This window comes from Methylobacterium sp. 77 (genome assembly GCF_000372825.1).
Taxonomy (GTDB): Bacteria; Pseudomonadota; Alphaproteobacteria; order Rhizobiales; family Beijerinckiaceae; genus Methylobacterium.
Genome location: NZ_KB910516.1, coordinates 1,128,170 through 1,153,685 on the forward strand (window position 1 = coordinate 1,128,170; position 25,516 = coordinate 1,153,685).

Annotated in this window: 23 protein-coding genes; 7 read left to right on the forward strand and 16 right to left on the reverse strand. The window is 68.9% G+C overall.

Annotated features, from left to right (window positions below):
• Positions 1 to 2: 2 nt before the first annotated feature.
• From secF to yajC, 3 genes are all read right to left on the reverse strand, one after another.
• Positions 3 to 950, reverse strand: coding sequence for a protein translocase subunit SecF (gene secF, locus A3OK_RS0105250; RefSeq protein ID WP_019903888.1), 948 nt, complete (start codon positions 948 to 950; stop codon positions 3 to 5).
• Positions 951 to 1,133: 183 nt separating this feature from the next.
• A complete protein-coding gene (secD, locus tag A3OK_RS0105255) occupies positions 1,134 to 2,741 on the reverse strand; it encodes a protein translocase subunit SecD (RefSeq protein WP_019903889.1) in 1,608 nt (535 codons plus the stop codon).
• 120 nt (positions 2,742 to 2,861) lie between these two features.
• Positions 2,862 to 3,197: a preprotein translocase subunit YajC gene (gene yajC / locus A3OK_RS0105260; RefSeq protein ID WP_019903890.1), complete on the reverse strand. Its 336-nt coding sequence runs from the start codon at positions 3,195 to 3,197 to the stop codon at positions 2,862 to 2,864.
• Between the two features lie 233 nt (positions 3,198 to 3,430).
• Between yajC and A3OK_RS0105265 the strand changes: the two genes are divergently transcribed.
• The gene (locus tag A3OK_RS0105265; protein WP_155911955.1) at positions 3,431 to 4,321 is read left to right on the forward strand and encodes an ATP-binding protein; all 891 of its coding nucleotides are present in this window, start codon (positions 3,431 to 3,433) and stop codon (positions 4,319 to 4,321) included.
• 96 nt (positions 4,322 to 4,417) lie between these two features.
• Here the strand turns inward: A3OK_RS0105265 and A3OK_RS0105270 are convergent, their stop codons facing one another.
• The 11 genes from A3OK_RS0105270 to A3OK_RS0105320 all read right to left on the reverse strand — a co-directional run bounded on the left by A3OK_RS0105270 (position 4,418) and on the right by A3OK_RS0105320 (position 16,823).
• A complete protein-coding gene (locus A3OK_RS0105270; protein ID WP_026596962.1) occupies positions 4,418 to 5,782 on the reverse strand; it encodes a M23 family metallopeptidase in 1,365 nt (454 codons plus the stop codon).
• A gap of 213 nt (positions 5,783 to 5,995) precedes the next feature.
• Positions 5,996 to 6,643, reverse strand: a complete 648-nt coding sequence (locus A3OK_RS0105275) for a hypothetical protein (protein WP_019903893.1) — start codon at positions 6,641 to 6,643, stop codon at positions 5,996 to 5,998.
• Between the two features lie 117 nt (positions 6,644 to 6,760).
• Complete coding sequence (surE, locus tag A3OK_RS0105280; RefSeq protein WP_019903894.1) at positions 6,761 to 7,525, reverse strand: 5'/3'-nucleotidase SurE; 765 nt, start codon at positions 7,523 to 7,525, stop codon at positions 6,761 to 6,763.
• A complete protein-coding gene (serS, locus tag A3OK_RS0105285) occupies positions 7,525 to 8,811 on the reverse strand; it encodes a serine--tRNA ligase (protein WP_019903895.1) in 1,287 nt (428 codons plus the stop codon). Before serS ends, surE begins: the two co-directional genes overlap by 1 nt.
• Positions 8,812 to 9,042: 231 nt before the next feature.
• The gene (gene tatC, locus A3OK_RS0105290) at positions 9,043 to 9,843 is read right to left on the reverse strand and encodes a twin-arginine translocase subunit TatC (RefSeq protein ID WP_019903896.1); all 801 of its coding nucleotides are present in this window, start codon (positions 9,841 to 9,843) and stop codon (positions 9,043 to 9,045) included.
• Complete coding sequence (gene tatB / locus A3OK_RS23485) at positions 9,840 to 10,382, reverse strand: Sec-independent protein translocase protein TatB (RefSeq protein WP_019903897.1); 543 nt, start codon at positions 10,380 to 10,382, stop codon at positions 9,840 to 9,842. The genes tatC and tatB overlap by 4 nt, the downstream gene beginning before the upstream one ends.
• Before the next feature lie 97 nt (positions 10,383 to 10,479).
• Positions 10,480 to 10,746, reverse strand: a complete 267-nt coding sequence (locus tag A3OK_RS0105300) for a twin-arginine translocase TatA/TatE family subunit (protein ID WP_019903898.1) — start codon at positions 10,744 to 10,746, stop codon at positions 10,480 to 10,482.
• Between the two features lie 242 nt (positions 10,747 to 10,988).
• The gene (nagZ, locus tag A3OK_RS0105305) at positions 10,989 to 11,993 is read right to left on the reverse strand and encodes a beta-N-acetylhexosaminidase (RefSeq protein WP_019903899.1); all 1,005 of its coding nucleotides are present in this window, start codon (positions 11,991 to 11,993) and stop codon (positions 10,989 to 10,991) included.
• 226 nt (positions 11,994 to 12,219) lie between these two features.
• Positions 12,220 to 13,671 carry an SPOR domain-containing protein gene (locus A3OK_RS0105310; protein WP_019903900.1) on the reverse strand — a complete coding sequence of 484 codons (1,452 nt, stop codon included), beginning with the start codon at positions 13,669 to 13,671 and terminating at the stop codon, positions 12,220 to 12,222.
• A 30-nt stretch (positions 13,672 to 13,701) separates the two neighbouring features.
• On the reverse strand, positions 13,702 to 15,447 hold the full coding sequence (argS, locus tag A3OK_RS0105315) for an arginine--tRNA ligase (protein ID WP_019903901.1): 1,746 nt from the start codon (positions 15,445 to 15,447) through the stop codon (positions 13,702 to 13,704).
• 107 nt (positions 15,448 to 15,554) lie between these two features.
• Positions 15,555 to 16,823 (reverse strand): deoxyguanosinetriphosphate triphosphohydrolase, encoded by a 1,269-nt coding sequence (locus tag A3OK_RS0105320; protein ID WP_019903902.1) that lies wholly within the window; start codon positions 16,821 to 16,823, stop codon positions 15,555 to 15,557.
• Between the two features lie 135 nt (positions 16,824 to 16,958).
• Between A3OK_RS0105320 and A3OK_RS0105325 the strand changes: the two genes are divergently transcribed.
• Complete coding sequence (locus tag A3OK_RS0105325) at positions 16,959 to 17,285, forward strand: iron-sulfur cluster assembly accessory protein (protein WP_019903903.1); 327 nt, start codon at positions 16,959 to 16,961, stop codon at positions 17,283 to 17,285.
• 153 nt (positions 17,286 to 17,438) lie between these two features.
• Complete coding sequence (locus A3OK_RS0105330; RefSeq protein WP_019903904.1) at positions 17,439 to 19,286, forward strand: hypothetical protein; 1,848 nt, start codon at positions 17,439 to 17,441, stop codon at positions 19,284 to 19,286.
• A 104-nt stretch (positions 19,287 to 19,390) separates the two neighbouring features.
• Here the strand turns inward: A3OK_RS0105330 and rnd are convergent, their stop codons facing one another.
• Positions 19,391 to 20,542 carry a ribonuclease D gene (rnd, locus tag A3OK_RS0105335; protein ID WP_019903905.1) on the reverse strand — a complete coding sequence of 384 codons (1,152 nt, stop codon included), beginning with the start codon at positions 20,540 to 20,542 and terminating at the stop codon, positions 19,391 to 19,393.
• A gap of 106 nt (positions 20,543 to 20,648) precedes the next feature.
• Entirely contained in the window at positions 20,649 to 21,083 is a 435-nt protein-coding gene (locus tag A3OK_RS0105340; RefSeq protein WP_019903906.1) for a hypothetical protein, read from the reverse strand.
• A 212-nt stretch (positions 21,084 to 21,295) separates the two neighbouring features.
• On the opposite strand from A3OK_RS0105340, the gene aspS reads away from it, so the two are divergent.
• The 4 genes from aspS (at position 21,296) to A3OK_RS0105360 (ending at position 25,510) form a co-directional block, all read left to right on the forward strand.
• The gene (gene aspS / locus A3OK_RS0105345) at positions 21,296 to 23,110 is read left to right on the forward strand and encodes an aspartate--tRNA ligase (protein ID WP_019903907.1); all 1,815 of its coding nucleotides are present in this window, start codon (positions 21,296 to 21,298) and stop codon (positions 23,108 to 23,110) included.
• A 27-nt stretch (positions 23,111 to 23,137) separates the two neighbouring features.
• Positions 23,138 to 24,007 (forward strand): glycosyltransferase family 2 protein, encoded by an 870-nt coding sequence (locus A3OK_RS0105350; protein ID WP_019903908.1) that lies wholly within the window; start codon positions 23,138 to 23,140, stop codon positions 24,005 to 24,007.
• A complete protein-coding gene (locus A3OK_RS0105355) occupies positions 24,004 to 24,300 on the forward strand; it encodes a hypothetical protein (protein WP_019903909.1) in 297 nt (98 codons plus the stop codon). Before A3OK_RS0105350 ends, A3OK_RS0105355 begins: the two co-directional genes overlap by 4 nt.
• 154 nt (positions 24,301 to 24,454) lie before the next feature.
• Positions 24,455 to 25,510 carry a hypothetical protein gene (locus A3OK_RS0105360; RefSeq protein ID WP_019903910.1) on the forward strand — a complete coding sequence of 352 codons (1,056 nt, stop codon included), beginning with the start codon at positions 24,455 to 24,457 and terminating at the stop codon, positions 25,508 to 25,510.
• Positions 25,511 to 25,516 lie beyond the last annotated feature (6 nt).

Genomic DNA, 25,516 nt, shown 5'->3' on the forward strand with positions numbered 1-25,516 from the left:
GTCTACTCCGCCGCCTGGGGCACGCGGCCGCCGGTGGGACGGGCCTGCGCCTTCACGCCCGACAGCATCAGGCCGAGATAGATCAGCACCGGGGTCGAGACGAAGATCGCCGAATAGGTACAGATCACCACGCCCGCGAGCATCACCACCGCGAAGCCCTGGATCGCCTCGCCGCCGAACAGCACCAGGGCGAGCAGCGAGAGGAAGGCGGAGGTCGCCGTCATCACCGTGCGCGACATGGTGGAGTTGATCGACAGGTTGAGGAGTTCCACCGTGGGAATCGTCTTGTAGCGCCGCATCAATTCGCGGGTCCGGTCGAACACCACCACGGTCTCGTTCAGCGAGTAGCCGACGATGGTGAGGATCGCGGCGATCGAGGTCATGTTGAACTCGATCCGGCTGATCACGAAGATGCCGATGGTGAGCACGATGTCGTGCAGGGTGCCGACGATGGCGCCCAGCGCCAGTTCGCGCTCGAAGCGGAACCAGAGGTAGAACAGCACGGCGAGCACAGAGAGCACGACGCCGATCGTGCCGGACTGGACGAGCTCGCCGGAGACGCGCGGACCCACCGTCTCGGTGCGGCGGAACTCGTACTCGGAATCGAAGGCGCCGTGCGCCTTCTGCATGACCGCGGTCTGGCCCTGCTCGCCGGGCTGGAGCGGGAAGCGCACCAGGATCTGGCCCGAGCCGCCGAGCTCCTGCACCTCGGTCTCGCCGAAGCCGAAGCCGTTGGCGGTGTGGCGCACGGAGCCGACATCGGCGGTGCCGGATTTGGCCTGGAGTTCGACCAGGGTGCCGCCCTTGAAGTCGATGCCGAAATTGAGGCCGACCGTCAGGAACAGGATCACCGTCCCCACCGACAGCAGCGCCGAGAGCGGGAAGGTGAAGCGCCGGAAGCGCATGAAGTCGACGTGCGACTCATCGGGCCAGAGGCGGAGCAGACGCATGATCGGTCTCGGTCTTTCGTGGACGATACCCGGTTTCGACAAGATCGTATCGGCTTCGCCCGCCGCGTCGTTCCCGGGCGCCGGAGGCGAGCCCGTGAGGACGCGGCGCAGGGCCGGTCGGTCGGATCATTCGAGAAGCGGGGCGTCCTCTTCCTGGAGTCGGAATACGGGTTGACGGCAATCTCAGAACGGCAGGGCCTTGGGCCGCGCGTAGGTGTACCACAGCGCGATCATCATGCGGGTCAGCGTCACCGCCGTGATGACGGTGGTGAGGATGCCGAGGATGAACACCACCGCGAAGCCCTTCACCGGGCCGGAGCCGAGGAAGAACAGAATGATGGCGGCGATGGCCATGGTCGAGTTCGAATCGATGATGGTGGCGAAGGCCTTGTCGAAGCCGGCCTGCAGGGCCGAGACGATGGAGCGGCCCGCCCTCACCTCCTCGCGCACGCGCTCGTAGATCAGCACGTTCGAATCCACCGCCGTGCCGATGGTGAGCACGATGCCGGCGATGCCGGGCAGGGTCATGGTCGCCTCCAGCACCGACATCAGGCCGAGGATGAGGCCGACATGGACGATGAGGGCGATGTTGGCGAAGAAGCCGAACACGCCGTAGGTGGCGAACATGAAGATGATGACGAGGGCGCCCGCCACCATGGTGGCATTCTGGCCGGCCTTGATCGAGTCGCGGCCGAGGCCGGGGCCGACGACGCGGCGCTCGACCACGGTGAGCTTGGCGGGCAATGCACCGGCGCGCAGCAGGACCGAGAGGTCGTTGGCCTGCTTGACGGTGAAGTTGCCGGTGATCTGGCCCGAGCCGCCGGTGATCGGCGTGTTGATGCGGGGCGCCGAGACCACTTCGTTGTCGAGGACGATGGCCATGCGGCGGCCGACATTCTCCGAGGTCGCCTGACCGAAGCGCTGGGCGCCCTTCAGGTTGAACTTGAAGCTCACCATCGGCTCGTGGCTCTGCTGGTCGAAGGCCGGCTGGGCGTCGGTGAGGTCGCCGCCATCGGCCATGATACGGCGCTCGACCGGCACCTTGGCGCCGCCCTCGTCCTTGGAGGGGAGCATGTCGACGTCGCCGGACGGCGAATCGGCGAGCATGCGGAACTCGAGTTTGGCGGTCTTGCCGAGCTGCTCCTCGAGAAGCTGCGGATCCTGCAGGCCCGGCACCTGCACCAGCACGCGGTCGGCGCCCTGCTGCTGGATCGAGGGCTCCTTGGTGCCGCCGAAATCGATGCGGCGGCGGATGACCTCGATCGCCTGGGTCACGGCCCGGCGGGTGCGGTCGGTGAGGCCGGCATCGGTCAGCGTCAGCTGGATGAGGCCCTCGGGCGTCTCGGACAGGTTCAGGGTCTGGCCGCCTGCCTGACTGACCAGGGCGTTGGAGACCGGCTGGGACAGTTCGCGCAGCTTGGGCAGGGCCTTGGCGCGGGCGGCCGGATCGGGGATGCGGACCTGGACGCCGCGCGGGATCACCTGGATGCCGCCCTCGGGGGTGACTCCGGCCTCGCGCAGCGAGCGCCGCACGTCGTCGCGCAGGGCCGTCGTCTGCGAGCGGATCAGGTCGGCCTGGTCGATTTCGAGGAGGATCTGCGAGCCGCCCTGCAGGTCGAGGCCCAGCACGATGGCGCGTTGAGGCACGATCCAGCTCGGGAACCAGCCCGGCAGCGACGCCATGAAGCCCTTGCGCTGATCGGCCGAGAAGAAGCTCGGCACGGCGAGGCTCAGGCCGATGAGAATGACGGCCAGCGTCGCGATGATCTTGGTTCTCGAAAAGCGCAGCATCCGCCCGTCCCGTTTCTTCTTATGATGCCGATGTTTGCATCGGCATCTTCAAGCGGAGCCTCATGCCATGAGAGCGTGCGCGGCCCATGCTGGCCACGCCACGCCTCACGGCACCTCGCCTCACGCCGCCTTGACCGGCCCGCCCTTGACGCGCACTTCCGAGACCATCGTCCGGACGATCCGCACCCGCACGTTCGGGGCGATCTCGACCTCGATCTCGGGAGATTCGTCGGTCACCTTGGTGACGCGCCCGACGAGCCCGCCGGTGGTGACGATGGTGTCGTCCCGGCGCACGTTCTTCACGAGGGCCTGATGCTCCTTCACGCGGCGCTGCTGCGGGCGGAGGATCAGGAAGTACATGATGACGAAGATGAGGACGAACGGCACCACCTGCAAGGCGATGTCCGCTCCGCCAGCGGCCGAGGTGGCCCCTTGCGCGAAGGCGGGGGTAATCAAGCGGATGACTCCTTGGGCTGAACCGGTCCTGGTCGGTCGCGCACAGGCGGATGAGGGCGCGTCGAGACCGGTCTAAAAGCGCGCGGACTATAGCCATGCACTAGGTGAAAGCAACGGCGCGTCTGAACCGGGCGCGGGTCGGCGCTCGGGCGCCCGATGCCGCACCCGTGATTTTCGGTCCCGATGTCCTTATGGACGCACGCAGCCGCGTATCCGAGGAGCATCGTGACACCATGACCGCGACCCAACCTGCCGACCGGGAGATGCTCGACGCGATCCTCCCCGTCCTCGAACGGATCGCCGCCGCACTGGAGCGTTCCGCGCCGGCCGCGAGGCCCGCCGTGGACCTGAAGGCGGCCGACGCCTTCCTCTGGGGCGCGGATCGCCGCCTGATCCCGGTGCCGAAGGTCAACCGGGTGGAGATCGACCTCCTCACCGGCATCGACCGGGCCCGCGATATCCTCGTCGACAACACCACGCGCTTCGCCAGGGGGCTGCCGGCCAACAACGCCCTGCTCTGGGGGGCGCGGGGCATGGGCAAGTCGTCGCTGGTGAAGGCGGTCCATGCTCGCATCAACGCGGAGCGGGCGGAGACCGCGCCGCCGATGAAGCTGGTGGAGATCCACCGCGAGGACATCGAGGCCCTGCCCGACCTGATGGCCACCCTGCGGGCCGACCCGCACCGCTGGATCGTGTTCTGCGACGACCTGTCCTTCGACGGCGACGACACCTCGTACAAGTCCCTGAAGACCGCGCTCGACGGCGGCATCGAGGGACGGCCGGAGAACGTACTGTTCTACGCCACCTCGAACCGGCGCCACCTGCTCGCCCGCGAGATGGTGGAGAACGAGCGCTCCACCGCGATCAACCCCGGCGAGGCGGTGGAGGAGAAGGTCTCGCTCTCCGACCGGTTCGGCCTCTGGCTCGGCTTCCACAAATGCAGCCAGGACGAGTACCTCGCCATGATCCGCGCCTATGTCGAGCGCCACGGCCTGCAGGCCGATCCCGAGACGGTGCGGGCCGAGGCCCTGGAATGGGCCACCACCCGCGGCTCGCGCTCGGGCCGCACCGCGTTCCAGTTCATCCAGGACCTGGCGGGACGGCTCGGGCAGCGGCTCGATTGAAGAACCGTTCGCCACGATCCGGCGGATCGGCCCCGGCCACGAACGAAAACGGCGGCTCGTGAGAGCCGCCGTTTTCGTCGGAGTCTTTGAAATCGCTCAGTTGCTGGCGAGGTGCGGCATCGGGTCGACCGGGGTCGCGCCCTTGCGGATCTCGAAGTGGAGCTGGGGCGAGGTCACGTTGCCCGAAGCGCCGGACTTGGCGATGGTCTGGCCGCGCTTGACCTTCTCGCCGGGGCGGACGTCGAGTTCGCCGTTATGGGCGTAGGCCGAGACGTAGCCGTTGGTGTGGCGGACGAGGACGAGCTTGCCGTAGCCCTTCACGTCCGAACCGGCATAGGCGACCGTGCCGTCTTCGGCGGCCTTGACGGCGGTGCCCTCGGGCACCGCGATGTTGATGCCCTCGTTGCCGCTGGTGCCGTAGCCCGAGATCACCCGGCCCTTGGCGGGCCAGCGGAACGACTGGTCGGCCTCGGCGGGAGCCGGGGGAGCGACGGAGCCGGTGCTGGCGGGCTCGACCTTCTCGGGCGGCGCCAGGGATGCGACCTTGACCGGAGCGGCCTTGGCTTTCGCGGCCGCGGCTTCGGCGAGCTTGGCTTCGGCGGCCTTCTTCGCGGCGTCCTTGGCGGCTTCGGCCTTGGCGAGCTTGGCCTCGGATTCGGCGGACTTGCGGGCGGCCTCGGCCTTCGCCTTGGCGGGATCGACCTTCGGCGCTTCGACCTTGGCGACCTCGACGGGCTTCTTCACCTCGGCGACTTTCTTCACCTCGGCGGCCTTCTTGGCCTCCGCGATCTTCTTGGCGTCCGCGAGCTTCTTGGCGTCGACCAGCTTGTTCGCCTCGACCAGCTTCCTGGCCTCGGCGAGCTTCCTGGCCTCGCCATCCTTGCGGGCGGCTTCGTGACGGACTGCTTCCTGACGGGCGGCTTCGGTGCGGGCAGCCTCGGCACGGGCCTTGGCTTCCATGGCCTTGGCCTCTGCCGCCCTGGATTCCGCAGCCCTGGACTCGGCAGCCTTGGCGCCGGCATTGAACGGGAGGCGCGGCTGGGGTGCCACGGGCACCGCACGCGGCGTCACCGCCGGGGCGGCCATGCCGCGGCCGGCATCGGGATTCATGCCCGAGGGGTTCATGCCCGAGACCATGCCGGAGCCCGGCTCGGTGGAGGCGACGCGGCCGGTGGCCATCGGCGGAGCGGCCGCCAGCGGACGCGGCGACATCGGCGCACCGAGCGACTGCGACTGAATCCGCGACGTCCGCACCACCGGTGCCGGCGCCAGCCCGCCCTCGTCGGGCAGGCTGCCCGTGGCGTTCGGCTCACTCGAAATGTTGGACGCGAAGGGGTTCCCGAAGGGGTCCCCCAGACGCGACGCATCGGATGAACAACCGGCCGCACCGCCGCCGATCACACCGATGAGCGCGAAACGCGACAGCGTCCTCAACCCTAGACCAGTCCCGCGAACCCGCATCGACGCACCTGTTAGCCTGACGCAACTTGATGACGTCATTCAAACGGGATTCAGGTTAAACAACCGTTCCCGTTCACCACGTTTTCGGTGCTGACGGAACTTTCCGGGATCGGGGCGCTCTCGGTCGCCGACGGCTCGAAATGCCTCGACCGGCGATAACATCATGGCCGAACAACGGGTTGGCCCGTCGCATCCTCGGCGGACACGGACATGTCAGAGAATCGTGGCCCTGCCCGGGGTGAGAGGCGCCAGCCTCGAGCGATCGCCGACCGCCTCGCTGATCCGCCCGTCGCGATCCCGGTCGACCACGGCGAGGCGGCTGTCGGTTCCGTGACCGAGGGCGCCGACGAGACGGCCGCCGGGCGCCAGGGCGGCGACGAGATGGTCCGGCAAAGCGGGCAGGGTCCCGTTGACGAGGATGCGGTCGAAGGCGCCCTCCCCGGCCAAGGCGGGATCGAGCCCGTCGCCCATCTCCACGCAGGCGATCACCCGGTCTTCGGGGTCGAGGGCGGCGACGGCGTCCTCGGCCAGCGTCGCGTAGCGCTCGACGCTCAGGATCGCGGCGGCGCCGAGTCGGATCAGCAGGGTGGTGACATAGCCTGAGCCGGTGCCGATCTCGAGGATGCGGGCTCTGGGCTTCACCTTCAGCGCGGTGAGCATGGCCGCCACCGTCGTCGGCGCCGACATGGTCTGGCCGCAGGGCAGCGGCAGGGCGATGTCGCGCCGGGCGAGCTCCCGATGCTCACGCGGCGCGAAGCGGGCGCGCGGCACCCGTTCCATGGCGCGCAGCGTATCGGTATCGCGCACGCCGAGGCCGCGCAGGGCCATGACGAAGGCGGCATCCTCGACCGAGCCCTCCATCGTCACGAGCTGCGCGTCATGGCTGTGTGCGGACGTTCCGGTTGCCGGAACGTCCGCAATCCGGCGCATCGGCGCCGACGCGCGGTCGCGCCTGCGCTGCGCGAAGACCGGAGCGTCTCACTCGGCGAAGGCCTGCGCGAAGCGGGTCAGGCTCGGCTCGTCGGTGAGGTCGAGGCGCAGGGGCGTCACCGAGATGCGGTTCTCGGCGATGGCCTTCAGGTCGGTGCCGTGGCCCGGCTCGAACCGGGCCTTGGCGAAGGCAAGCCAGAAATACGGGTTGCCGCGCCCGTCCTGGCGCGCGTCGATGGCGAGCAGCGCCTGGTTGCGCATGCCCTGCGCGGCCACCGAGGTGCCGGCGACCTCCTCGGGCTCGCAATCGGGGAAGTTGACGTTGACGACGATGCCGGGCTCGATCCCGATCTCCAGGATCTTCCGGACCACGCCCGGCCCGTGATGGGCGGCGCAGGACCACTTGATCGCCCCGCGCCCGCCCGCGCCATAGGCCTGGCTCATGGCGATGGAGCGCACGTTGAGGATGGTCCCCTCCATCGCCGCCGCGATCGTGCCCGAATAGGTCACGTCCTCGGCGACGTTCTGGCCCCGGTTGACGCCGGACAGGACGAGGTCCGGCCCATGGTCCTTGAGGATGTGGCGCACGCCCATGATCACGCAATCGGAGGGCGTGCCCTTCACCGCGAAGCGCTTCTCGGAGATCTGGCGCAGGCGCAGGGGATCGTTGAGCGACAGCGAGTGCGAGACGCCGGACTGGTCGCTCTCGGGGGCCACGACCCAGACGTCGTCGGACAGGGTCCGGGCGATGCCCTCCAGGGTCTCGAGCCCCGGCGCGTGGATGCCGTCGTCGTTGGTGACCAGGATGCGCATCAGCTCTTCAGCCCTTCGATCTTCTCGATGCCGCCCATGTAGGGCTTGAGAACCGACGGGATGGTGACGCTGCCGTCCGGGTTCTGGTAATTTTCCATCACGGCGATGAGGGCACGGCCCACGGCGACGCCGGATCCGTTGAGCGTATGCACGAATTGTGCGCCCTTGCCCTCCTTGGGACGGTAGCGCGCGTTCATCCGCCGCGCCTGGAAGTCGCCGCAGACCGAGCAGGACGAGATCTCGCGGAAGGTCTCCTGCCCCGGCATCCAGACCTCGATGTCGTAGGTCTTCTGGCTGGCGAAGCCCATGTCGCCGGTGCAGAGCGTCATCACCCGGTAGGTCAGGTCGAGCTTCTTCAGCACGGCTTCCGCCGAACCGAGCATGCGCTCGTGCTCGTTCGCCGATTGCTCTGGCGTGGTGATCGAGACGAGCTCGACCTTGTTGAACTGGTGCTGGCGCAGCATGCCGCGCGTATCGCGCCCGGCCGAGCCGGCCTCGGCCCGGAAGCACGGGGTCAGCGCGGTGAAGCGTAAGGGAAGCTCGTCCTCGGAGAGGATGCTCTCGCGCACGAGGTTGGTGAGGGGGACTTCCGCCGTGGGGATGAGCCAGTGCTCCTCACCGGCCCGGAACTGGTCGTCGCGGAACTTCGGCAGCTGCGCCGTGCCGAACATCGCCTCGTCGCGCACCAGGATCGGCGGCGCCACTTCGGTGTAGCCGTGCTCGCCCGTATGCAGGTCGAGCATGAACTGGCCGAGCGCCCGCTCCAGACGCGCCAGCTGGCCCTTCAGCACCACGAAGCGGGCGCCGGACATGCGCGAGGCCGCCTCGAAATCCATCAGGCCGAAGGCCTCGCCGAGCTCGAAATGCTGGCGGCCGGTGGCGAGCCTGGTGCGGCTCGCAGAGAAGGCGCGGTGCTCGACATTGCCGTGCTCGTCGGCGCCGTCCGGCACGTCCGGGTTGGGGCGGTTCGGGATCGCGGCGAGGCGGTCGTCGAGGACCTTGCCGGCTTCCGCCTGGGCCGCCTCCAGGGCAGGCCCCTCCTCCTTCAGGCGCGCGACTTCCGCCATGAGCTCGGCGGCCCGCGCCTCGTCCTTCGCCTTCTTGGCGCCGCCGATCTCCTTGGCGAGAGCGTTGCGCCGCTCCTGATTCGCCTGCGCCGCCGAGGTCGCGGATTTGCGCGCGTCGTCGAGGGCGATCAGCTCGTCCGAGAGCGCGCCGAGGCCGCGACGGCGCAGGGCCTCGTCGAAGGCGTGCGGGTTCTCGCGGATGGCGCGGATGTCGTGCATGGGCGGCTCGGTTCGCTGTGACTCGCGGACGCTTTGCAGCATCGGGGCACCCCCGACAAGGCCGGGCCGATATGGCCTCCGCCCAGCCCACCACCTCATCCTGAGATGCCGAAGCACCGGCGAAGGCCTCGAAGGAGGCCCCCAGAGACCACGGAGCGGACTGGAAGCCTCCTTCGAGGCCGCTCACGCGGCACCTCAGGATGAGGCATGCGGGTGGGGCTTATGGAGCGACTACGGTTCCAGCCCTTCGGCCGCGCGCATGGCCTTGCGGCGGCGCTCGACGCGGGCGACCGAGAAGATCGAGGCCTCGTAGAGCAGGAGCATCGGCAGGGCCAGCGAGAGCTGCGAGATCACGTCGGGCGGGGTCAGAATCGCCGCGGCCACGAAGACGAGGACGATGGCGTAGCGGCGCTTCTCGCGCAGGAAGGCGGTGTCGATCACGCCGATCTGGCCGAGCAGGGTGAGGATCACCGGCAGCTGGAACGCCAGGCCAAAGGCGAAGATCAGCGTCATGATGAGCGAGAGATACTCGTCCACCTTTGGCAGCAGCGAGATCGTCGCCTCCCCCGGTTGGCCGACCTGCTGCAGGCTCACCGAGAACTGGATCAGCAGCGGCATCGCCAGGAAGAACACCACCAGCGCGCCGAGCACGAAGAAGATCGGCGTGGCGACGAGGTAGGGCAGGAAGGCCTGACGCTCGTTGCGGTAGAGGCCCGGCGCCACGAAGGCGTAGATCTGCGTCGCGATGACCGGGAAGGCGAGGAAGGCCGCGCCGAACACGCTGAGCTTGATGTTGGTGAAGACCTGCTCGAGGAAATGCGTCGCGATGAGCTGCGCCTTCTCCGGCCCGACCACCGAGACGTAGGGATGGAGCAGGATGTTGTAGATGTGCCGCGAGACGAAGAAGCACGCGAAGAACATCACCACGAACGCCGCGAGCGACTTGATCAGCCGCGAGCGCAATTCGATCAGGTGATCGAGGAGCGGCGCGCGCGACGCCTCGACCTCGGATTCGTCGACCGGATCGATCATGAGGTGGCGCCGGGCTCGGGAAGCTTGGTTTCGGTCGGCTTAGCGTCTTCCGGCTTCAGCAAGGGCGCGGAGGAGGCTTCGGCAGGCGGCGCGGGAGCACGAGGCGGAAGGTCCGGCAGGGCATGGACCGGCGGCGGCGGCGGCTCGGGCGAGACCGCGTCCGGTGAGACTGGTTCGGACGTGGCCGGCGGATCGTCCTCGGCGAGCTTGGCGGCCACGTTGGCCAGGGGCTGCGTGCTCGGCTGGGCGCGGCCGTCCACGGCGCCGCGGATCTCGTCGCGGATGGTCTGGACCGGGTTGAAGCTCGGTCCCATCGTGCTCGCGGAGCGCTTGATGCCGTCGACCTCGCGACGGACCTCGTCGAACTCGGCCTCGCGGATCGCCTCGTTGAACTGCGCGTGGAACTCGCCGGCCATGCGGCGCATCTTGCCCGTGATCTGGCCGACCGTGCGCAGGGCCTTGGGCAGGTCCTTCGGGCCGATGACGATGAGGGCGACGCCGCCGATCAGCATCACCTCGCCCCAACTCATGTCGAACATGGCGTCGCTCGTCCCGCGGCCGATGGCCTGTGCCTCGTCACGGCCGGCGGCCTAGCATAAGTTTGCGCAAGGCCGATGCCTGTCCGGACGGTTTCCCTCAGACGACCTTGCGGTCGGTCGCCACATGGCTCGCCGTGGCGGGCTCGCCCTGGTGGGGCAGCGTGCGCACCGGCTCGCCGTTGCTCGGCGGCGGAACGGCGGGGGCGGCCTGTCCGGCGGGGGTCTCGTCCTCGGCCATGCCCTTCTTGAAGGCCTTGATGCCCTTGGCGACGTCGCCCATCAGGTCCGAGATCTTGCCGCGCCCGAACAGCAGCATCACGATGCCCGCGACGATGATCCAGTGCCAGATACTCATGCTGCCCATGGCAAACTCCTGCGCTCACGCGGTCGCTTCGCCCAGCGACGCCACTTCCGAGAGATTGCCGGGAACCTAAGGATGGCGGGGGTCGAACACAAGAACTGCGCGACATCGCCTCATGGCATTTGAGCCCGATGAGACAATTGTGCTGTGCACCATGGGCGTGGCGGAAGACCGTCACGGGAGAGCGCCCGCCACAACTCTCCGGCTTCGTTTCCGAAAACCGCCCCCCTTTTCGGGATGATGCTTTAGGCGTGCGCGGAGAGTGCCGCCTCGAAGCGCGAGCGCGCCTCGGCCACGTCGAACTCGGCGTGCGGGGCGAGCCGGGCGAGAGCGGCCTCTGCCCGGCGCAGCGCTTCGCCGGCCAGGACCGGGGAGCCCGCGACGACGGCGCGCATCTCCTCCGCGTCGCCGTTGCAATGGAGCGCGACGTCGATGCCGGCGGCGAAGGCCTTCTCGGCCTTCTCGCGGAAGGTGCCGTCGAGGGCCTTCATCGAGAGGTCGTCGGTCATCAGCAGGCCGTCGAAGCCGATCAGGCCGCGGATCACCTGGCCGATCACCACGCTCGACTGGGTGGCGGGGTGATGCGGATCGAGGGCGGCGTAGACCACATGCGCGCTCATCGCCATCGGCAGGTCGGCGAGCGCCCGGAAGGGGACGAAGTCGTGGGCGGCGAGACTGACGCCCTCGGCCTCCACCACCGGCAGGTCCATGTGGCTGTCGCAGGCGGCGCGACCGTGCCCGGGAATGTGCTTGATCACGGGGAGGACGCCGCCCTCCATCAGCCCCTCGGCCACCGCGCGCCCGAGGGCGATGACGGTCTGCGGATCGGTGCCGTAGGCGCGGTCGCCGATGATGTCGTGGGCTCCCGCCACCGGCACGTCGAGGACGGGCGCGCAATCGACGTTGATGCCGACGGAGGCGAGATCGTGCGCCATCAGCCGCGCGCCGAGGCGGGCCATGGCCTCGCCCGACCCGTTGAGGCGGCCGAAACGGGCGCCGGCCGGGTAGGACGGCCAATGCGGCGGGCCCATGCGCTGGACCCGTCCGCCCTCCTGGTCGATCAGGATCGGCGCATCGGCGCGGCCGACCGTGGCGCGCAGCGCATCGGTGAGCGCCCTCACCTCGTCCGGCGAGCCGATATTGCGCTTGAACAGGATGAAGCCCCAGGGCTGCGCGTCGCGGAAGAACGCGGCTTCCTCGTCCGAGAGGGTCCGTCCGGCACAGCCAAGGATCAGGGCGCGAGTGGTCATGGGCGTGATGCTCGATTCGGGGCGATGCTCGGCTCGACGTGACGGACGCCCTGCTCGCCCCGCTTCCTCGAAGACTCCCACACGGGCGGCCTCGACGACGGCGTCAGGGACGTTGGATACGGCGACGACCTCCGTGGAGGCCGTCGCTTCGCTCAAGCGGATCTGGTTCGCGCGCTCAATGGGCTTGGAGTCGCACGCTCGATTCTCGGGGTTTCGGTTCGCGCACTCAATTCTTGGCGACGAAGCACTGGCCGCCGGCGCCCTGCAACTCGGTGCAGAGGGTGGTGGCCTCGGCCTTGGCCAGGGGTCCGACGCGGACGCGGTAGATCGTCTTGCCGCTGACTTCGGCCTGACGGATCAGGGCGGGCTTGCCGGAGAGCTGACTGAACTTGCCCTGCATCTGCTTGAACGCGGATTGCGCCTCGGCCTCGCTGGTGCGCACGCCGAGCTGGACCGAGTAGCCGCTGACCGGCGCCGTCGAGGCGGTGACGGTCGGCGTCGGCGCGGGCAGAGCGGAGGTCGCGTCGGGGGCGACGGCGGCGACGCGCTGCGGAGCCTTCACGCGAGGGGCCGGTGCGGGAGCGGGCACGGTCGGCTCCGGCGCCGAGGCCTCGACGACGGGAGCGGGGGTCGACGCGGGCAGCTTGCCGACGCGGGGATGCATCGATCCGTTGGTGGAGCCGCCGGTATCGCCCGGCAGGGTCATGGTCGGGATCACGGATTGGGGAGCGGTGGCCTCGCGCTGCGGCGGCGGCGGCGGGGTATCGGGCTTCACCGACACGGTGCGCACCCGGCGCGGCTCGCCGAACGTGTCGGTGAGAGGGCCGGTATTGCCGGCCTGCCCCGTCGCGGGGGTGGCTCCCCCCTCCCCGGCGCGCTGGGCCGACCGGGCGGCCTGCGCCACGTCGACCGGCTGCTCCTCGCGGTTGACGATGCGAATCTGGCCGTCCTTGGCGTTGCGGTCGTAGATCTGCTTGTTCTGATCGGGAATCTCGACGCCGTCCGCCTTCTGGGGCGCGATCTTCAGCGGGGCCTTGTCGGCCATGATCGTCGGCACGGTGCCGTCGCTCGCGCCCGAATGCAGGGTCCGCCATGTCAGGGCGCCGGTGACACAGACCGCCAGCACGCCGAGGCCGGCACCCACGGAGACGAGGCGGCTGCGCTGGCGCGGACGCTCGGCCGCACGGTTGAGGCGGTCCTCCTGCTCCGGCGCGAAGGCCTCGGAGCCGTGAGGATCGTGGGCCGCATCGGCATAGGCGCCGTGATCGACGGAGGCGAGATACTGGTCGAACGCATCCGCCGGATGGGCCGAGAGCGGAGCATGCGGGTCCGGCGCCATCTGATGCTGGGGATGCTGGGCATAGACCGAGGGCGCGGCGGCGTAGGCCTGCGGAGCGGGCGCCGGGGCCTCCTCGTAGAAACTCGGCTCCCTGCGTCCTGCCTGAACGTGTCCTGCCTGAATCTGCCCGCCCTGATTCTGCGGCTCGGGGGCGGCGCGGGAATCCCGCGCCTCGAGCAGCGCGCGGAAGGGATCATCCTGGCCGACGATGCGGGCGAGCTCGGCCAGGGGGTCGGGTTTCACCGTCGGCTGAGCCTGCGGCTGGGGAACCGGCGTGGGCTGCAACTCACGCGCGAAGGCGTCGAAATCGACATGCGCTCGCGAAGCGTTCGTCGTCATGGCAGCATTCCTCTTCACGCCGAGATCACCTCACCGCATTTCATCCGGCGCGGTGACACCCAAGACCGCGAGGCCGGAGGCGACGACGCCTCTCAAAGCCTCCACGAGGGCCAGTCTTGCCCGTGTCGAGTTTCGGTCGTTTAGATTAATAAACCGTAATTGCGGCAAGTCTTTGCCTTTGTTCCAGAAACCATGGAGGGAACTTGCGAGTTCGTAGAGGTAGAATGCCACACGGTGTGGCTCGTGCGCCGAGGCCGCCGCTTCGATCACCCGCGGGTATTGGGCGATGAGGCGCATGATCTCGATCTCCGCGGAATCCGCGAGCAGCGTCAGGTCGTCGTCGGCGAGGCCGGCGACGGAGAAGTCCTCGCCCGGCATGGCCTCGCGCGCCTGCCGGAACACCGAGGCGCAGCGGGCATGGGCGTATTGCACGTAGAAGACGGGGTTGTCCTTGGATTGCTCGACCACCTTGGCGAGGTCGAAATCCAGGGTCGCGTCGTTCTTGCGGTACAGCATCATGAAGCGGATCGCGTCGCGGCCGACCTCGTCGACCACCTCGGCCAGCGTGATGAACTCGCCGGCGCGCTTCGACATCTTCACCGGCTCGCCGGCACGCAGCAGCCGCACCAGCTGGCACAGCTTCACGTCGAGGGTGGCTTGCCCCCCGCTCACCGCCTTCACCGCCGCCTGCATGCGCTTGACGTAGCCGCCGTGATCGGCGCCGAGCACGTCGATGAGGTCGGTGGCGCCGCGGGCGATCTTGTCGCGGTGATAGGCGATGTCGGAGGCGAAGTAGGTGAACGAGCCGTCCGATTTCAGCAGCGGCCGGTCGACGTCGTCGCCGAACTCCACCGTGCGGAACAGGGTCTGCTCGCGGTCTTCCCAATCCTCGGGCAGCTGGCCCTTCGGCGGCGGCAGCCGGCCCTCGTAGACGAGGCCCTTGGCGCGGAGTTCCGCCAGGAGGACGGGCACCGCGTCCTTCAGCGTGGCCTCGGAGAAGAACACGTCGTGATGGATGCCGAGCCGGGCGAGGTCGCCCCGGATCAGGTCCATCATCGCGGCGATCGCCTCGCTCCGCACCGTCGCGAGCCACTCGGCCTCGGGCTTGCCGAGGAGGGCGCGGCCGTGCCGCTCGGCCAGGGACCGGCCCACCGGCACGAGGTAATCGCCGGGATAGAGGCCTTCGGGGACCGGGCCCACCTCTTCGCCGAGCGCCTCGCGGTAGCGCCGATAGGCGGAGCGGGCGAGGACATCCACCTGCGCGCCGGCATCGTTGATGTAGTATTCGCGGGTCACGTCCCGCCCGCCCGCCACGAGCAGGTTGGCGAGGGCATCGCCGAACACGGCTCCGCGGCCATGGCCCACATGCATCGGCCCGGTGGGGTTGGCCGAGACGTACTCGATATTGACCTTGCCGCCGGGCATGCGGGCGCGGCCGTACTCGGCGCCCTCGGCTAACGCCGCGCGCACGACCTCGTGATAGATCGCGGGTGTCAGGCGAAGGTTGATGAAGCCGGGGCCGGCGACGCTCGCCTCGACCACGCGGGGATCCTGCCGGAGCTCCGCCGCCAGGGCCTCGCCGAGTGCCTTCGGATTGGTCTTCGCGTCCTTGGCGAGGACCAGGGCGGCGTTGGTGGCGAGATCGCCATGGGACGCGTCGCGCGGCGGCTCGACCACCACGCGCGAGAGATCGAGCCCCTCGGGCAGCGTCCCGGACCGGATCAGGCTCTCGAGCGCCTCGCGCACGCGCGCCTCGAAGGTGGCGAAGATGTTCATGTGCGTTTCAAAAATTCCGCTGCGCCGGCCGGCACCGGGGCCTTCCGGTCTCAAGCGCGCGGCATAGCAAGGGCGGGCGGGGGAGTCACGGTTGGGGTGCTTCCGCCCTACCCCTCCGCCAGCGGCAGACCCCGGCTCTCAGGGCTCCAGTGCAGGTCCGGCGTCGTCGGAAACAGGCGCTTGTGGGCGAGCACGGCGTAGGTATCCGTCATGCCGGCGATGTAGTCGGCGACCCGGCGGGCGATGCGGCCTTCCTCGGCGCGGTCGAGCCCGGCTCGCCATTCCTCGGGCATCGTCGCGGGATCGCGGGTGAAGGCGTCGAACAGGTCCGCCACGATGATGTCGGCCTTCGCCCTCACTGCCAGCACGCTCGGATGGCGGTACATCCGCGCGTAGAGGAAGCGCTTGGTCGTCGCATCCGCCTCCTCCAGGGCCGGCGAGAAGGCGATGACCGGTGCGGCGGCGGCGCGGATGTCGGCGACGCTCTCCGGCGCAAGGGCCGCGATCCGCCGGGTGCTCTCGGCGATCACGTCCTCGACGAAGCGGGTGATCACGCGCCGCGCCAGTTCGTGGATCTTTCGCGATTCCTCGAGGTTCGGGTGCAGCGCGTCGATCTCGTCGAGGATATCCCTGAGGAACGGGACTTCGTCGAGATCGGAGAGTTCGAACAGCCCGGCCCGCAGGCCGTCATCGAGGTCGTGGCTGTCATAGGCGATGTCGTCGGCCAGCGCCGCCGCCTGCGCCTCCGGTCCGGCGAAACGGGCGAGGTCGAGGGCGTTCTGCGCGTCGTATTCGAGGATGGCGGCGGGAATGCCGCGCCCGGCCCAGCGCGGGGTCGGATACCCCTCCGCCGTGAGCAGCGGGCCGTTATGCTTGACGAGGCCCTCGAGCGTCTCCCAGGCGAGGTTCAGCCCGTCGAACCCGGCGTAGCGCCGCTCGAGACGGGTCACGATCCGCAGGGCCTGGGCATTGTGGTCGAACCCGCCATGGCGATTCATCAGGGCATCGAGCGCGTCCTCGCCGGTATGCCCGAAACAGGTGTGGCCGAGGTCGTGGGACAGCGCCAGCGCCTCGGCGAGATCCTCGTCGAGACCGAGGGCGCGGGCGAGCGCGCGGGCGATCTGGCTGACTTCGAGGGTGTGGGTCAGCCGGGTGCGGTAATGGTCGCCCTCGTGATGCACGAAGACCTGGGTCTTGTGCTTGAGGCGGCGGAAAGCGGCCGAATGGATGATCCGGTCGCGGTCGCGCTGGAAATCGCTGCGCGTCGGCGAGATCGCCTCCGGGATCAGCCGCCCGCGCGTGGCCGCCGGATCGGTGGCGTAGCGGGCCCGCCAACGTTCGCCCCTGTGCCGCACGTCACCTCCCGAACCCGTCATCCCGACCGCTGTCCTCGTGCCAGATGCGTGTCATGCTCACACCGAACGCTTGCCGCGTTGCAGCGCGTCTCTACGGCGCATATCTTGTTTGGGCTAGCGCGTCTGGCAATCGACGAGAACCCCGAGAGCACCACGATGGCCGACATCATTCTGACGCCCCGCGCGGCCAAGCGCATCAACGAGATCATGGGGACGGAGCCTCCCGGCGCCTCCCTTCGGATCAGCGTAAACGGCGGCGGCTGCTCGGGCTTTTCCTACGCCTTCGACATCACGCGCGCGCGCGCCGAAGACGATCTGGTGATCGAGCGGGACGGCGCCACCGTCCTCGTCGACCCCGTCTCGCTCGAATACATGAGCGGATCGACGATCGATTTCGCCAACGACCTGATCGGCCAAGCCTTCAAGATCGAGAACCCGCAGGTGACCTCCTCCTGCGGCTGCGGCACGTCGTTCTCGCTTTGAACCGTCTTGCGCCGGTCGCGGTCATCTCGATCCGGTCGCAGCGATGCGGCGTCCGGCCCACGATTGCCTCGCCGCGGAAACTGCGGCACGGATGCGGTTCGGCGCGGCACCGTTGCACGAAGCGCCTTTTTTCGTAGCGCCCCGGATCCGCTCATGATCGTCCCACACGGCCGTCCTTTCCTCGTGCGGGCGGCTGGCCTGTCGGTCTGCGCCCTCCTCGTCCTCGGGGGCGGCGGCCCGCTCGCCCCCCTGCCGGCCACGGCGCAGGAAGCGGCCTCGGCCGTGCAGGACGTCACGCTCCAGAACGTGACGATGACGGTGGGCGGCACGGTCCTCACCGCGCCCCAGATCATCGTCAGCGGCACGCGGCTGACCAAGGACGACCTCCTCGCCCTGCTGAAGGGCGGCCCCGAGCCCCTCGCCGCGCGGCTCTCCAAATTCGATGCCGCGAGCATCGTCATTCCCGAACTGCGCTCCGAGACCCGGATCGGTACCAAGGCCCAGACCGCGACCTATCGCGACGTCACCGCCAAGGACGTGCGGGGCGGCCGCATCGCTCAGGCGACCGCCGCCGGAGCGACGGCGGCCGAGGCGGGCGGCGAGGCCAGGCGCAGCGCCAGCTACGGCCGCATGGAGATGCGGGACGTCGATCTCGCCGCGATGGCGCGCCTCTACGGCGAGGCGGGGGACGCCAAGAGCCCGATGATGCGCCTCTACGGCGCGTTCTCGGTCTCCGACACCCTGATGGAGGCCGACGGCACCGTGGTGAAGCTGGCGCGCATCGAGGGCACCGACCTCAGCGGCCGCCAGATTCCGGCGACCTGGACCGGCGCGCTCGACGCGGTGACCCAGACGGACCCGGCCCATGCCGACCCCGCCGACAAGGCGCGGATCCTCGGCGTGCTGGCCGACCTGTTCGACGGCTTCTCCATCGGCTCGTTCCAGGCCAGCGGCCTCACCATCAGCCAGACCAAGGACGGCGAGCCCGTCTCGATCGCGATGGGGCGACTGGCGCTCTCCTCCGGCGGCCTCAGCATGGAGGATCTCGGATTCCATGTGGGCGAGACCAGCGCGAAGCTCGCCCGCCTGAGCCTCTCGGGCTTCTCGCTCGCTCCCACCGTGGCGGCCCTGCGCAAGCTGTCTGTGCAGCCCGGCGACCCGTCCGAGCAGGATCTCCGGCGGATGACGCCGGTGCTCGGCACGCTGGCCTTCAAGGATCTGAGCCTCGCCCTGCCGCCGGACGAGAAGCCGGCCGGCACCGACAGGCCCGGCGCCCGGCCGCTGGCGGCACCGCGCGATCCGCTTGCGCCGACGGCCGCGACGGCCCCCCTGCATATCGGCCTGCGCGACGGCGCCCTCGCCTTCGGGCCGCTCCGCGACGGCGTGCCCACCACCGGCCGGGCCAACCTCTCGGGTCTCACCCTCCCCGCCTCGGTGGTGGCCGGGATTCCCGGGCTCGGCTCGCTCGGTGCCTATGGCTACCGCGACCTCGACCTCGACGTGGTGGCCGACACCGCCTGGAACGAGGCCGCCAAGGAACTCTCCGTCAGCGAGGTCTCGGTGTCGGGCAAGGACATGGGCAGCGTGAGGATCAACGGCACGCTCGGAGGCATCGGCCCGGCCGTGTTCGATCCCGATCCGAGCGTCTCGACCTTCGCCATGCTGGGCGCGACGGCCAAGGCCCTCGACCTGCGGATCGAGAATACCGGCCTGTTCGAGCGCTTCATCGCCTCGCAATCGAAGAGCCTGAGCCTCAAGCCGGAGGAACTGACCCAGGAATACGTGACGGCGACCACGTTCGGGGTGCCGGCGATCCTCGGCAATTCGGCGGGCGCCAAGGCCATCGGCACGGCCATGGGGCAGTTCGTGACCAAGCCCGGCACCCTCGTCGTGAGCGCCAAGGCGAAGAATGCCGGGGGAATCGGCATGCTCGAATTCAGCGCGGCGCCGACGCCGGGCGCCGTGCTCGACCGGCTGGACGTGAGCGCGAAGGCGAATTGAGAGTACCGCGGGTCGCACCGCCGGAGCGCACTCCTCAACCAGACCGGAGCATGAGCGGATCGCTCCCCACCGTAAGGGTGAGGCCGACCCGCTTGGTGCCCGGATCAATCCAGCGCGCGCACCACGACCCGGCCATTCTCGGCCGACAGGGCGAGGCGGCCGGCCTTGAGGGCGAGGGCCTTCTCGCCGAACAGGGTCCGGCGCCAGCCGTGCAGGACGGCGATGTCGGCCTCGTCATCCTCGGCGATGGCCTCCAGATCGTCCATGGTGGCGACGATCTTGGGCGCCACGCGCTCGGCCTCGCAGACCGCCTTCAGCAGCACCTTCAGCAGTTCCACCACGGCGCCGTTGCCACCCCGGCCCCGGCTGCGCTCGGGCAGGGCGATATCGGAGGAATCGCGCGCGAAACCGCGCTCGACCGCCGCGAGGATGTCGGCGCCCGTGCGTGAGCGCTCGAATCCGGCGGGGATCGAGCGCAGGCGGCCCAGGGCCTCGACGTTGCGGGGGGCCGAGGTGGCGATGTCGATCACTGCCTCGTCCTTGAGGATGCGCCCGCGCGGCACGTTGCGGTTCTGCGCCTCGCGCTCGCGCCAGGCTGCCACCTCCATCAGCACCGCGATCTCGCGCGGCTTGCGCATGCGGCCGGACAACCGGCGCCACGCCTCGGCCGGGTCGGCCTTGTAGGTGTCCGGCGAGGTCAGGACGCTCATCTCCTCGTCGAGCCATTCGCCGCGATCGGTGGAGAGCAGCTTGCCGGCCAGAACCTCGTAGATCGTCACGAGATGGGTCACGTCCGAGAGCGCATAGCTCGACTGCGCATCGGAGAGCGGGCGGCGCGACCAGTCGGTGAAGCGCGAGGACTTGTCGATCTTGGCCTTGGCGACGTCGTTGACCAATTGCTCGTAGGAGACCGAATCGCCGTAGCCGCAGACCATGGCGGCGACCTGCGTGTCGAAGAAGGGGTGCGGCAGCAGGCCGCCGAGCAGCCAGATGATCTCGAGATCCTGGCGCGCCGAGTGGAACACCTTGACCACGCCTTCATCGGCCATCAGCGCGAAGAACGGCGCGAGGTCGATCTCGGGCGCGAGCGGGTCGACGAGCACGCCCGACCCGTCCGGCCCCGCCATCTGGATGAGGCAGAGCTTGGGGTAGTAGGTCGTCTCGCGCATGAACTCCGTGTCGACGGTGACGAAGGGCTGCGCGGCGAAACGGCTGCAGGCCTCGGCGAGGGCCGGCGTGGTAGCGATGAGTTCCATGACAGCCGGCTATATCGGAGGTTGACGCGTCAGGCGAGATCGTATCCGGCAGCCGCGCGCGACTATCCCCGAATCCCTGCCCCGAATCCCCGTTCCGAATTCCTCGTCAGGCGGCGCGCGTCCGGGGCCGGTTCCGTCGAGCGAGGTCGCGCACCAGGGCGGCGCGCTCGCGCCTCTGCGCTTCGGCACGGGCGAGTAGCCAGTCGAGGATGCCGGCCTTCATCCGCGGCCCGCCCTCCTCCGCGAGGCGGCGGATGCGGTCGACCCGGAAGCCGCGATAGCCGCCGCGGCGCGCAGGGTCCCCGCCGAGGGCGATGCCGCCCAGCAGCGTCCGGCCCGGCCCGAGCCTCAATTCCCGCGCGTCGAGGAAGCGGGTGCTCCAGACGCCACGGGAATCCTCGTAGACGATCTCGAACCGGCCTGCGAGCGGCAGGGCCCGCCATGCGCCGTCCCGGCTCTCGCCCCGGTCAGCGGCGGCCCCAGCTCGCGCGGAAGCGCTGGCGGCCTCGTTCAGAATGTCGAAAAAAGCGTTCGAATTCATGGGATTGATATGGGGATTCCGCCCCGTTTCCGAAAGGCCTCAGAGCCCCTCACCCGCATCGGCGCGGCCTCGTGCGACACTCCGCGAATACACTCCGGCGCGATCGGGATCGCCTCGCCCGGCCTGCCTGCCTTGCCCGCCGGTCTTGCCCGCCTGCCTTGACTTGCCCGCCCTCGCGTGAATGGTGCGCCGCTCAATCTCAAGAGCCCGTCATGCACCGTTATCGTACCCATACCTGCGGGGCGCTCCGCCCGTCCGACGTCGGCGAGACCGTTCGCCTTTCCGGCTGGTGCCATCGCATCCGCGACCATGGCGGCGTGCTCTTCATCGACCTGCGCGACCATTACGGGCGCACCCAATGCGTGGTCGATTCCGATTCGAAGGCGTTCAAGACCGCCAATCTCGCCCGCTCGGAATGGGTGATCCGCATCGACGGCCGCGTCCGCACCCGCCCCGCCGGCACCGAGAACCTCGACCTGCCCACCGGCACGGTCGAGGTCTATATCGACGAGATCGAAGTGCTCGGCCCCGCCGGCGAATTGCCGGTGCCGGTCTTCGGCGACCAGGACTATCCGGAGGAGACGCGGCTCAAGTACCGCTTCCTGGATCTCCGCCGCGACAAGCTCCACGCCAACATCATGAAGCGCGGCGCGATCATCGATTCGCTCCGTCGCCGCATGCGGGACGGCGGCTTCTTCGAGTTCCAGACGCCGATCCTCACCGCCTCCTCGCCGGAGGGTGCGCGCGACTACCTCGTGCCGTCCCGCGTCCACCCCGGAAAATTCTACGCGCTGCCGCAGGCGCCGCAGCAGTTCAAGCAGCTGACGATGATCGCCGGCTTCGACCGCTACTTCCAGATCGCGCCGTGTTTTCGCGACGAGGATGCGCGGGCCGACCGCTCGCCCGGCGAGTTCTACCAGCTCGACATCGAGATGAGCTTCGTCACGCAGGAGGACGTGTTCCAGTCGGTGGAGCCGGTGCTGCGGGACGTCTTCAAGGAATTCGCCGAGGGCAAGCGCGTCACCGAGACCTTCCCGCGCATCCCCTATGCCGAGGCGATGCTGAAATACGGCGTCGACAAGCCGGACCTGCGCAACCCGCTGATCATCGCCGACGTGACCGACGAATTCGCCCGCGACGAGGTCGAGTTCAAGGCGTTCAAGGGCGTGATCAAGTCGGGCGGCGTGGTCCGCGCGATCCCGGCGACGGGGGCGGCGACGCAATCGCGCTCGTTCTTCGACAAGCTCAACGACTTCGCCCGCTCCGAGGGCGCGCCCGGCCTCGGCTACATCGTCTTCGAGGAGGTCGACGGGGTGCTCACGGGCAAGGGCCCGATCGCCAAGTTCATCCCGGCCGAGGTTCAGGCCCGGATCGCGGACAAGACCGGGACGAAGGCCGGCGACGCGGTGTTCTTCTCCGCCGGTACCGAGGCCAAGGCCGCGGCGCTGGCCGGCAAGGCCCGCATCCGCATCGCGGACGAGCTGAACCTCTCGGACAAGGACCAGTTCGCGTTCTGCTGGATCACCGACTTCCCGATGTACGAGTGGAACGAGGACGACAAGCGGATCGACTTCTCCCACAACCCGTTCTCGATGCCGAATTTCGACCGGGAGGAATTCCTGGCCCTGGACCCGAGCGAGTCCGAGAAGATCCTCGGCATCAAGGCGTTCCAGTACGACATCGTCTGCAACGGCACCGAACTCTCGTCGGGCGCGATCCGGAACCATCGCCCCGAGGTGATGGAGAAGGCCTTCGGTCTGGCCGGCTACGGCCAGGACGTGCTGGAGGAGAAGTTCGGCGGCATGCTCAACGCGCTGAAGCTCGGCGCCCCGCCGCACGGCGGCATCGCGCCGGGGATCGACCGCATCGTCATGCTGCTCTGCGGCGAGCAGAACCTGCGCGAGGTGGTGCTGTTCCCGATGAACCAGCGCGCCGAGGACCTGATGATGGGCGCCCCCGCCGAGGCGACCCCGAAGCAGCTCCGCGAGCTCCACATCCGGCTGAACCTGCCGGAGAAGCAGGGCTGAGGCGGAGCCTCGGCGCGGTCGGTCACGATGCCCTCCCTCGTCGCTATCGTCGTCGCCCATGACAGCGCCCATGCGCTGCCGTCCTGCCTCGCGGCCCTGGCGGCGGAGCACGTGCCGGCCGTCGTGGTCGACAATGCGAGCCGCGACGCGTCGGTCAGCATCGCCGAGGCGGTGGGGGCGAGGGTGATCCGCAACCCTCGCAACGAGGGCTATGGCCGGGCCAACACCCTCGGAATCCGGGCCGCCGAGCGGGCCGAGCACGTGCTGATCCTCAACCCCGACATCGTGCTGCAGCCGGGCGCCGCCGATGCGCTGCTGCGCGCGGCCGCCGCCTCTCCCGATGCGGGCCTGCTGGCGCCGCGCCTGATGGAGCCGGACGGGCGCTTCTTCTACCAGCCGCGCTCGCTGCTCGCGCCCTACCTCACCAATCCGCAAGGCACCCTCACCCTGCCCGAGGGCGATGCCTGCGCACCGTTCCTCTCGGGCGCCTGCCTGATGATCCGGCGCGACCTGTTCCTCGACCTCGGCGGGTTCGATCCGAACATCTTCCTGTTCTACGAGGATGACGACCTCTGCCGCCGCGTCGCCGATGCCGGCCGCGCCCTAGTCCATGTCCACGGCGCGGTCGCCCTGCACGGGCGCGGGCGCTCGTCGAAGCCGGAACCGGGCCGGGTCTTCCGGACGCGCTGGCACCAGGCCTGGTCGCGGGCCTACGTCTCGCGCAAATACGGCCTCCCCGACCCGAGCCCGAAGATGCTCGCCGTCAACGCCCCGAAGGCGGCCCTGGCCTCCCTGAGCTTCCGCCAGCCGCTGGTGGAGCGCTATGCCGGCTCGGCCGCGGGCGCCCTCGCCGCCCTGCGCGGCCGCACGGCGTTGGCGCAGGAAGGGCTCCTGTGAGCCTGCTCGCCCCGAAGGAGGCCCTGGCGCGCGCCGTGGCCGGCGTCGCGGCGCACGGCTTTACCGTCGTCGCCCGCAACACGCGCGGCGACAGCGTCTATCTCAAGCCGGAGGGCAACCCCTTCGCCCTGCGCGTCTCGAACCATGCCAGGACGCCGAAGCAGCGCGCGAACCACCCGGATGCCGTGACGAGCCTCGTCATCCGCCAGCCGAAGACGGCGGCCCAGGTCGACGCCCTGGTGGAGGGAGCCGTGCGGACTTTCGCGGGCGAGTGCCGGAAGCGAGAGGGCTAAGCCCGCCCGCCTCGAACCATTGCGACGTCGTCGCTCATGCCGAAACGACCGTCGCGACGCGGACGATGCAAGCTCTCGATATAGGTTTTTATTGCTAACATCGGATTGTTATGCTAGCCAATGAGCTCTGCCACTTGCGCTGAAAGCGTCACTGATGTCGCGACCGACGACCCGCGAAAATCGTATCGCTGCGATCCGTGCCGATCTCGCTGAGCTCGCCGTCGAGGTCGAACTGATCCGCGTCGAGCGCGTCCTCGTCCGCAAATACAGTCCCGATCAGCCCCGCGAGCCGGCCGGCCAGTCCGGCGGCGGACGCTGGGCATCGGGAAGCGGCGGCCCATCAGACCCGACGGCCACGGGCGCGCTAGGCTCGGACGATCCACCGGGCGCCGAGCAGGCCGTGACCGAGGACGGCTCGCACGTCCTGTCTCTTCGCATCCGCAGTCATCCTTCCCAGGATTGGGACGAGCAGCACACCGTCACGGCGCCGGACGGCACGCGGACCGTCTTCGAGATGTCCGGCCGCACCCAGACGATCCGCGATGGCGAGACCGGCGATATCCTCTCCCGCAGTACCTTGAACGGCGATCGGGCGGAGCCGGAAGCGTTCGTTCAGGACGCGCGGGCTCCGATGCGCGGTCCTTTGAGGATCGCTGCGGCGATCGAGGCGGCCGCAACGCTGCTGACGGTGCTGTCTCAACGAAACGGCTCTAACGGTTCCGCGATTTTCGTGGCCCCCGCGAGCGAATATGGACTGAGCGACGATCCTCAGTTTCCTGTATTCTGGGTCGGGCAGGTCGCCCAAAGAAGCTTGGATCTAGCCTGCCCTCGCTACGGCGTGGTGCAGGAGATGCTTGATACAACGACCGCCCTCGTCCGGTCTTCCGGACTCTATAGCAGCCCTCAAGCCATTGGAAATAAAGTTCATTTCCTGATGTCGGAGGAGGTAAAAACTTTTAATGACCCCAATTTCGTTGCAGAAATATCTTACAGAAAAATCAGCTATTTACCAACCAGATATGGCGAGCGGAATTCCATACGGCTCGACATACTTGAAAAACCTCCCACAGATACTGTCTGCATTTATGATCACAAGACAGGGGATGCTGGTCTCGATCCAGCACGGGCTGTTGATTTTGCGGCGCTTGCACGCAAGAATTTTCCTACCGCAAAGCGTTTCATTGTCGTGGAAATGAGGCCTCGTCGGTGACGCGCG

What these genes read in the sequence shown, in the direction of transcription:
- secF (WP_019903888.1), bottom strand. Translation starts at nt 950, where the DNA reads ATGCGTCTGCTCCGCCTCTGGCCCGATGAGTCGCACGTCGACTTCATG.
- secD (WP_019903889.1), bottom strand. Translation starts at nt 2,741, where the DNA reads ATGCTGCGCTTTTCGAGAACCAAGATCATCGCGACGCTGGCCGTCATT.
- A3OK_RS0105265 (WP_155911955.1), top strand. Translation starts at nt 3,431, where the DNA reads ATGACCGCGACCCAACCTGCCGACCGGGAGATGCTCGACGCGATCCTC.
- A3OK_RS0105270 (WP_026596962.1), bottom strand. Translation starts at nt 5,782, where the DNA reads ATGCGGGTTCGCGGGACTGGTCTAGGGTTGAGGACGCTGTCGCGTTTC.
- A3OK_RS0105275 (WP_019903893.1), bottom strand. Translation starts at nt 6,643, where the DNA reads ATGGAGGGCTCGGTCGAGGATGCCGCCTTCGTCATGGCCCTGCGCGGC.
- surE (WP_019903894.1), bottom strand. Translation starts at nt 7,525, where the DNA reads ATGCGCATCCTGGTCACCAACGACGACGGCATCCACGCGCCGGGGCTC.
- serS (WP_019903895.1), bottom strand. Translation starts at nt 8,811, where the DNA reads ATGCACGACATCCGCGCCATCCGCGAGAACCCGCACGCCTTCGACGAG.
- tatC (WP_019903896.1), bottom strand. Translation starts at nt 9,843, where the DNA reads ATGATCGATCCGGTCGACGAATCCGAGGTCGAGGCGTCGCGCGCGCCG.
- tatB (WP_019903897.1), bottom strand. Translation starts at nt 10,382, where the DNA reads ATGTTCGACATGAGTTGGGGCGAGGTGATGCTGATCGGCGGCGTCGCC.
- A3OK_RS0105300 (WP_019903898.1), bottom strand. Translation starts at nt 10,746, where the DNA reads ATGGGCAGCATGAGTATCTGGCACTGGATCATCGTCGCGGGCATCGTG.
- nagZ (WP_019903899.1), bottom strand. Translation starts at nt 11,993, where the DNA reads ATGACCACTCGCGCCCTGATCCTTGGCTGTGCCGGACGGACCCTCTCG.
- A3OK_RS0105310 (WP_019903900.1), bottom strand. Translation starts at nt 13,671, where the DNA reads ATGACGACGAACGCTTCGCGAGCGCATGTCGATTTCGACGCCTTCGCG.
- argS (WP_019903901.1), bottom strand. Translation starts at nt 15,447, where the DNA reads ATGAACATCTTCGCCACCTTCGAGGCGCGCGTGCGCGAGGCGCTCGAG.
- A3OK_RS0105320 (WP_019903902.1), bottom strand. Translation starts at nt 16,823, where the DNA reads ATGACGGGTTCGGGAGGTGACGTGCGGCACAGGGGCGAACGTTGGCGG.
- A3OK_RS0105325 (WP_019903903.1), top strand. Translation starts at nt 16,959, where the DNA reads ATGGCCGACATCATTCTGACGCCCCGCGCGGCCAAGCGCATCAACGAG.
- A3OK_RS0105330 (WP_019903904.1), top strand. Translation starts at nt 17,439, where the DNA reads ATGATCGTCCCACACGGCCGTCCTTTCCTCGTGCGGGCGGCTGGCCTG.
- rnd (WP_019903905.1), bottom strand. Translation starts at nt 20,542, where the DNA reads ATGGAACTCATCGCTACCACGCCGGCCCTCGCCGAGGCCTGCAGCCGT.
- A3OK_RS0105340 (WP_019903906.1), bottom strand. Translation starts at nt 21,083, where the DNA reads ATGAATTCGAACGCTTTTTTCGACATTCTGAACGAGGCCGCCAGCGCT.
- aspS (WP_019903907.1), top strand. Translation starts at nt 21,296, where the DNA reads ATGCACCGTTATCGTACCCATACCTGCGGGGCGCTCCGCCCGTCCGAC.
- A3OK_RS0105350 (WP_019903908.1), top strand. Translation starts at nt 23,138, where the DNA reads ATGCCCTCCCTCGTCGCTATCGTCGTCGCCCATGACAGCGCCCATGCG.
- A3OK_RS0105360 (WP_019903910.1), top strand. Translation starts at nt 24,455, where the DNA reads ATGTCGCGACCGACGACCCGCGAAAATCGTATCGCTGCGATCCGTGCC.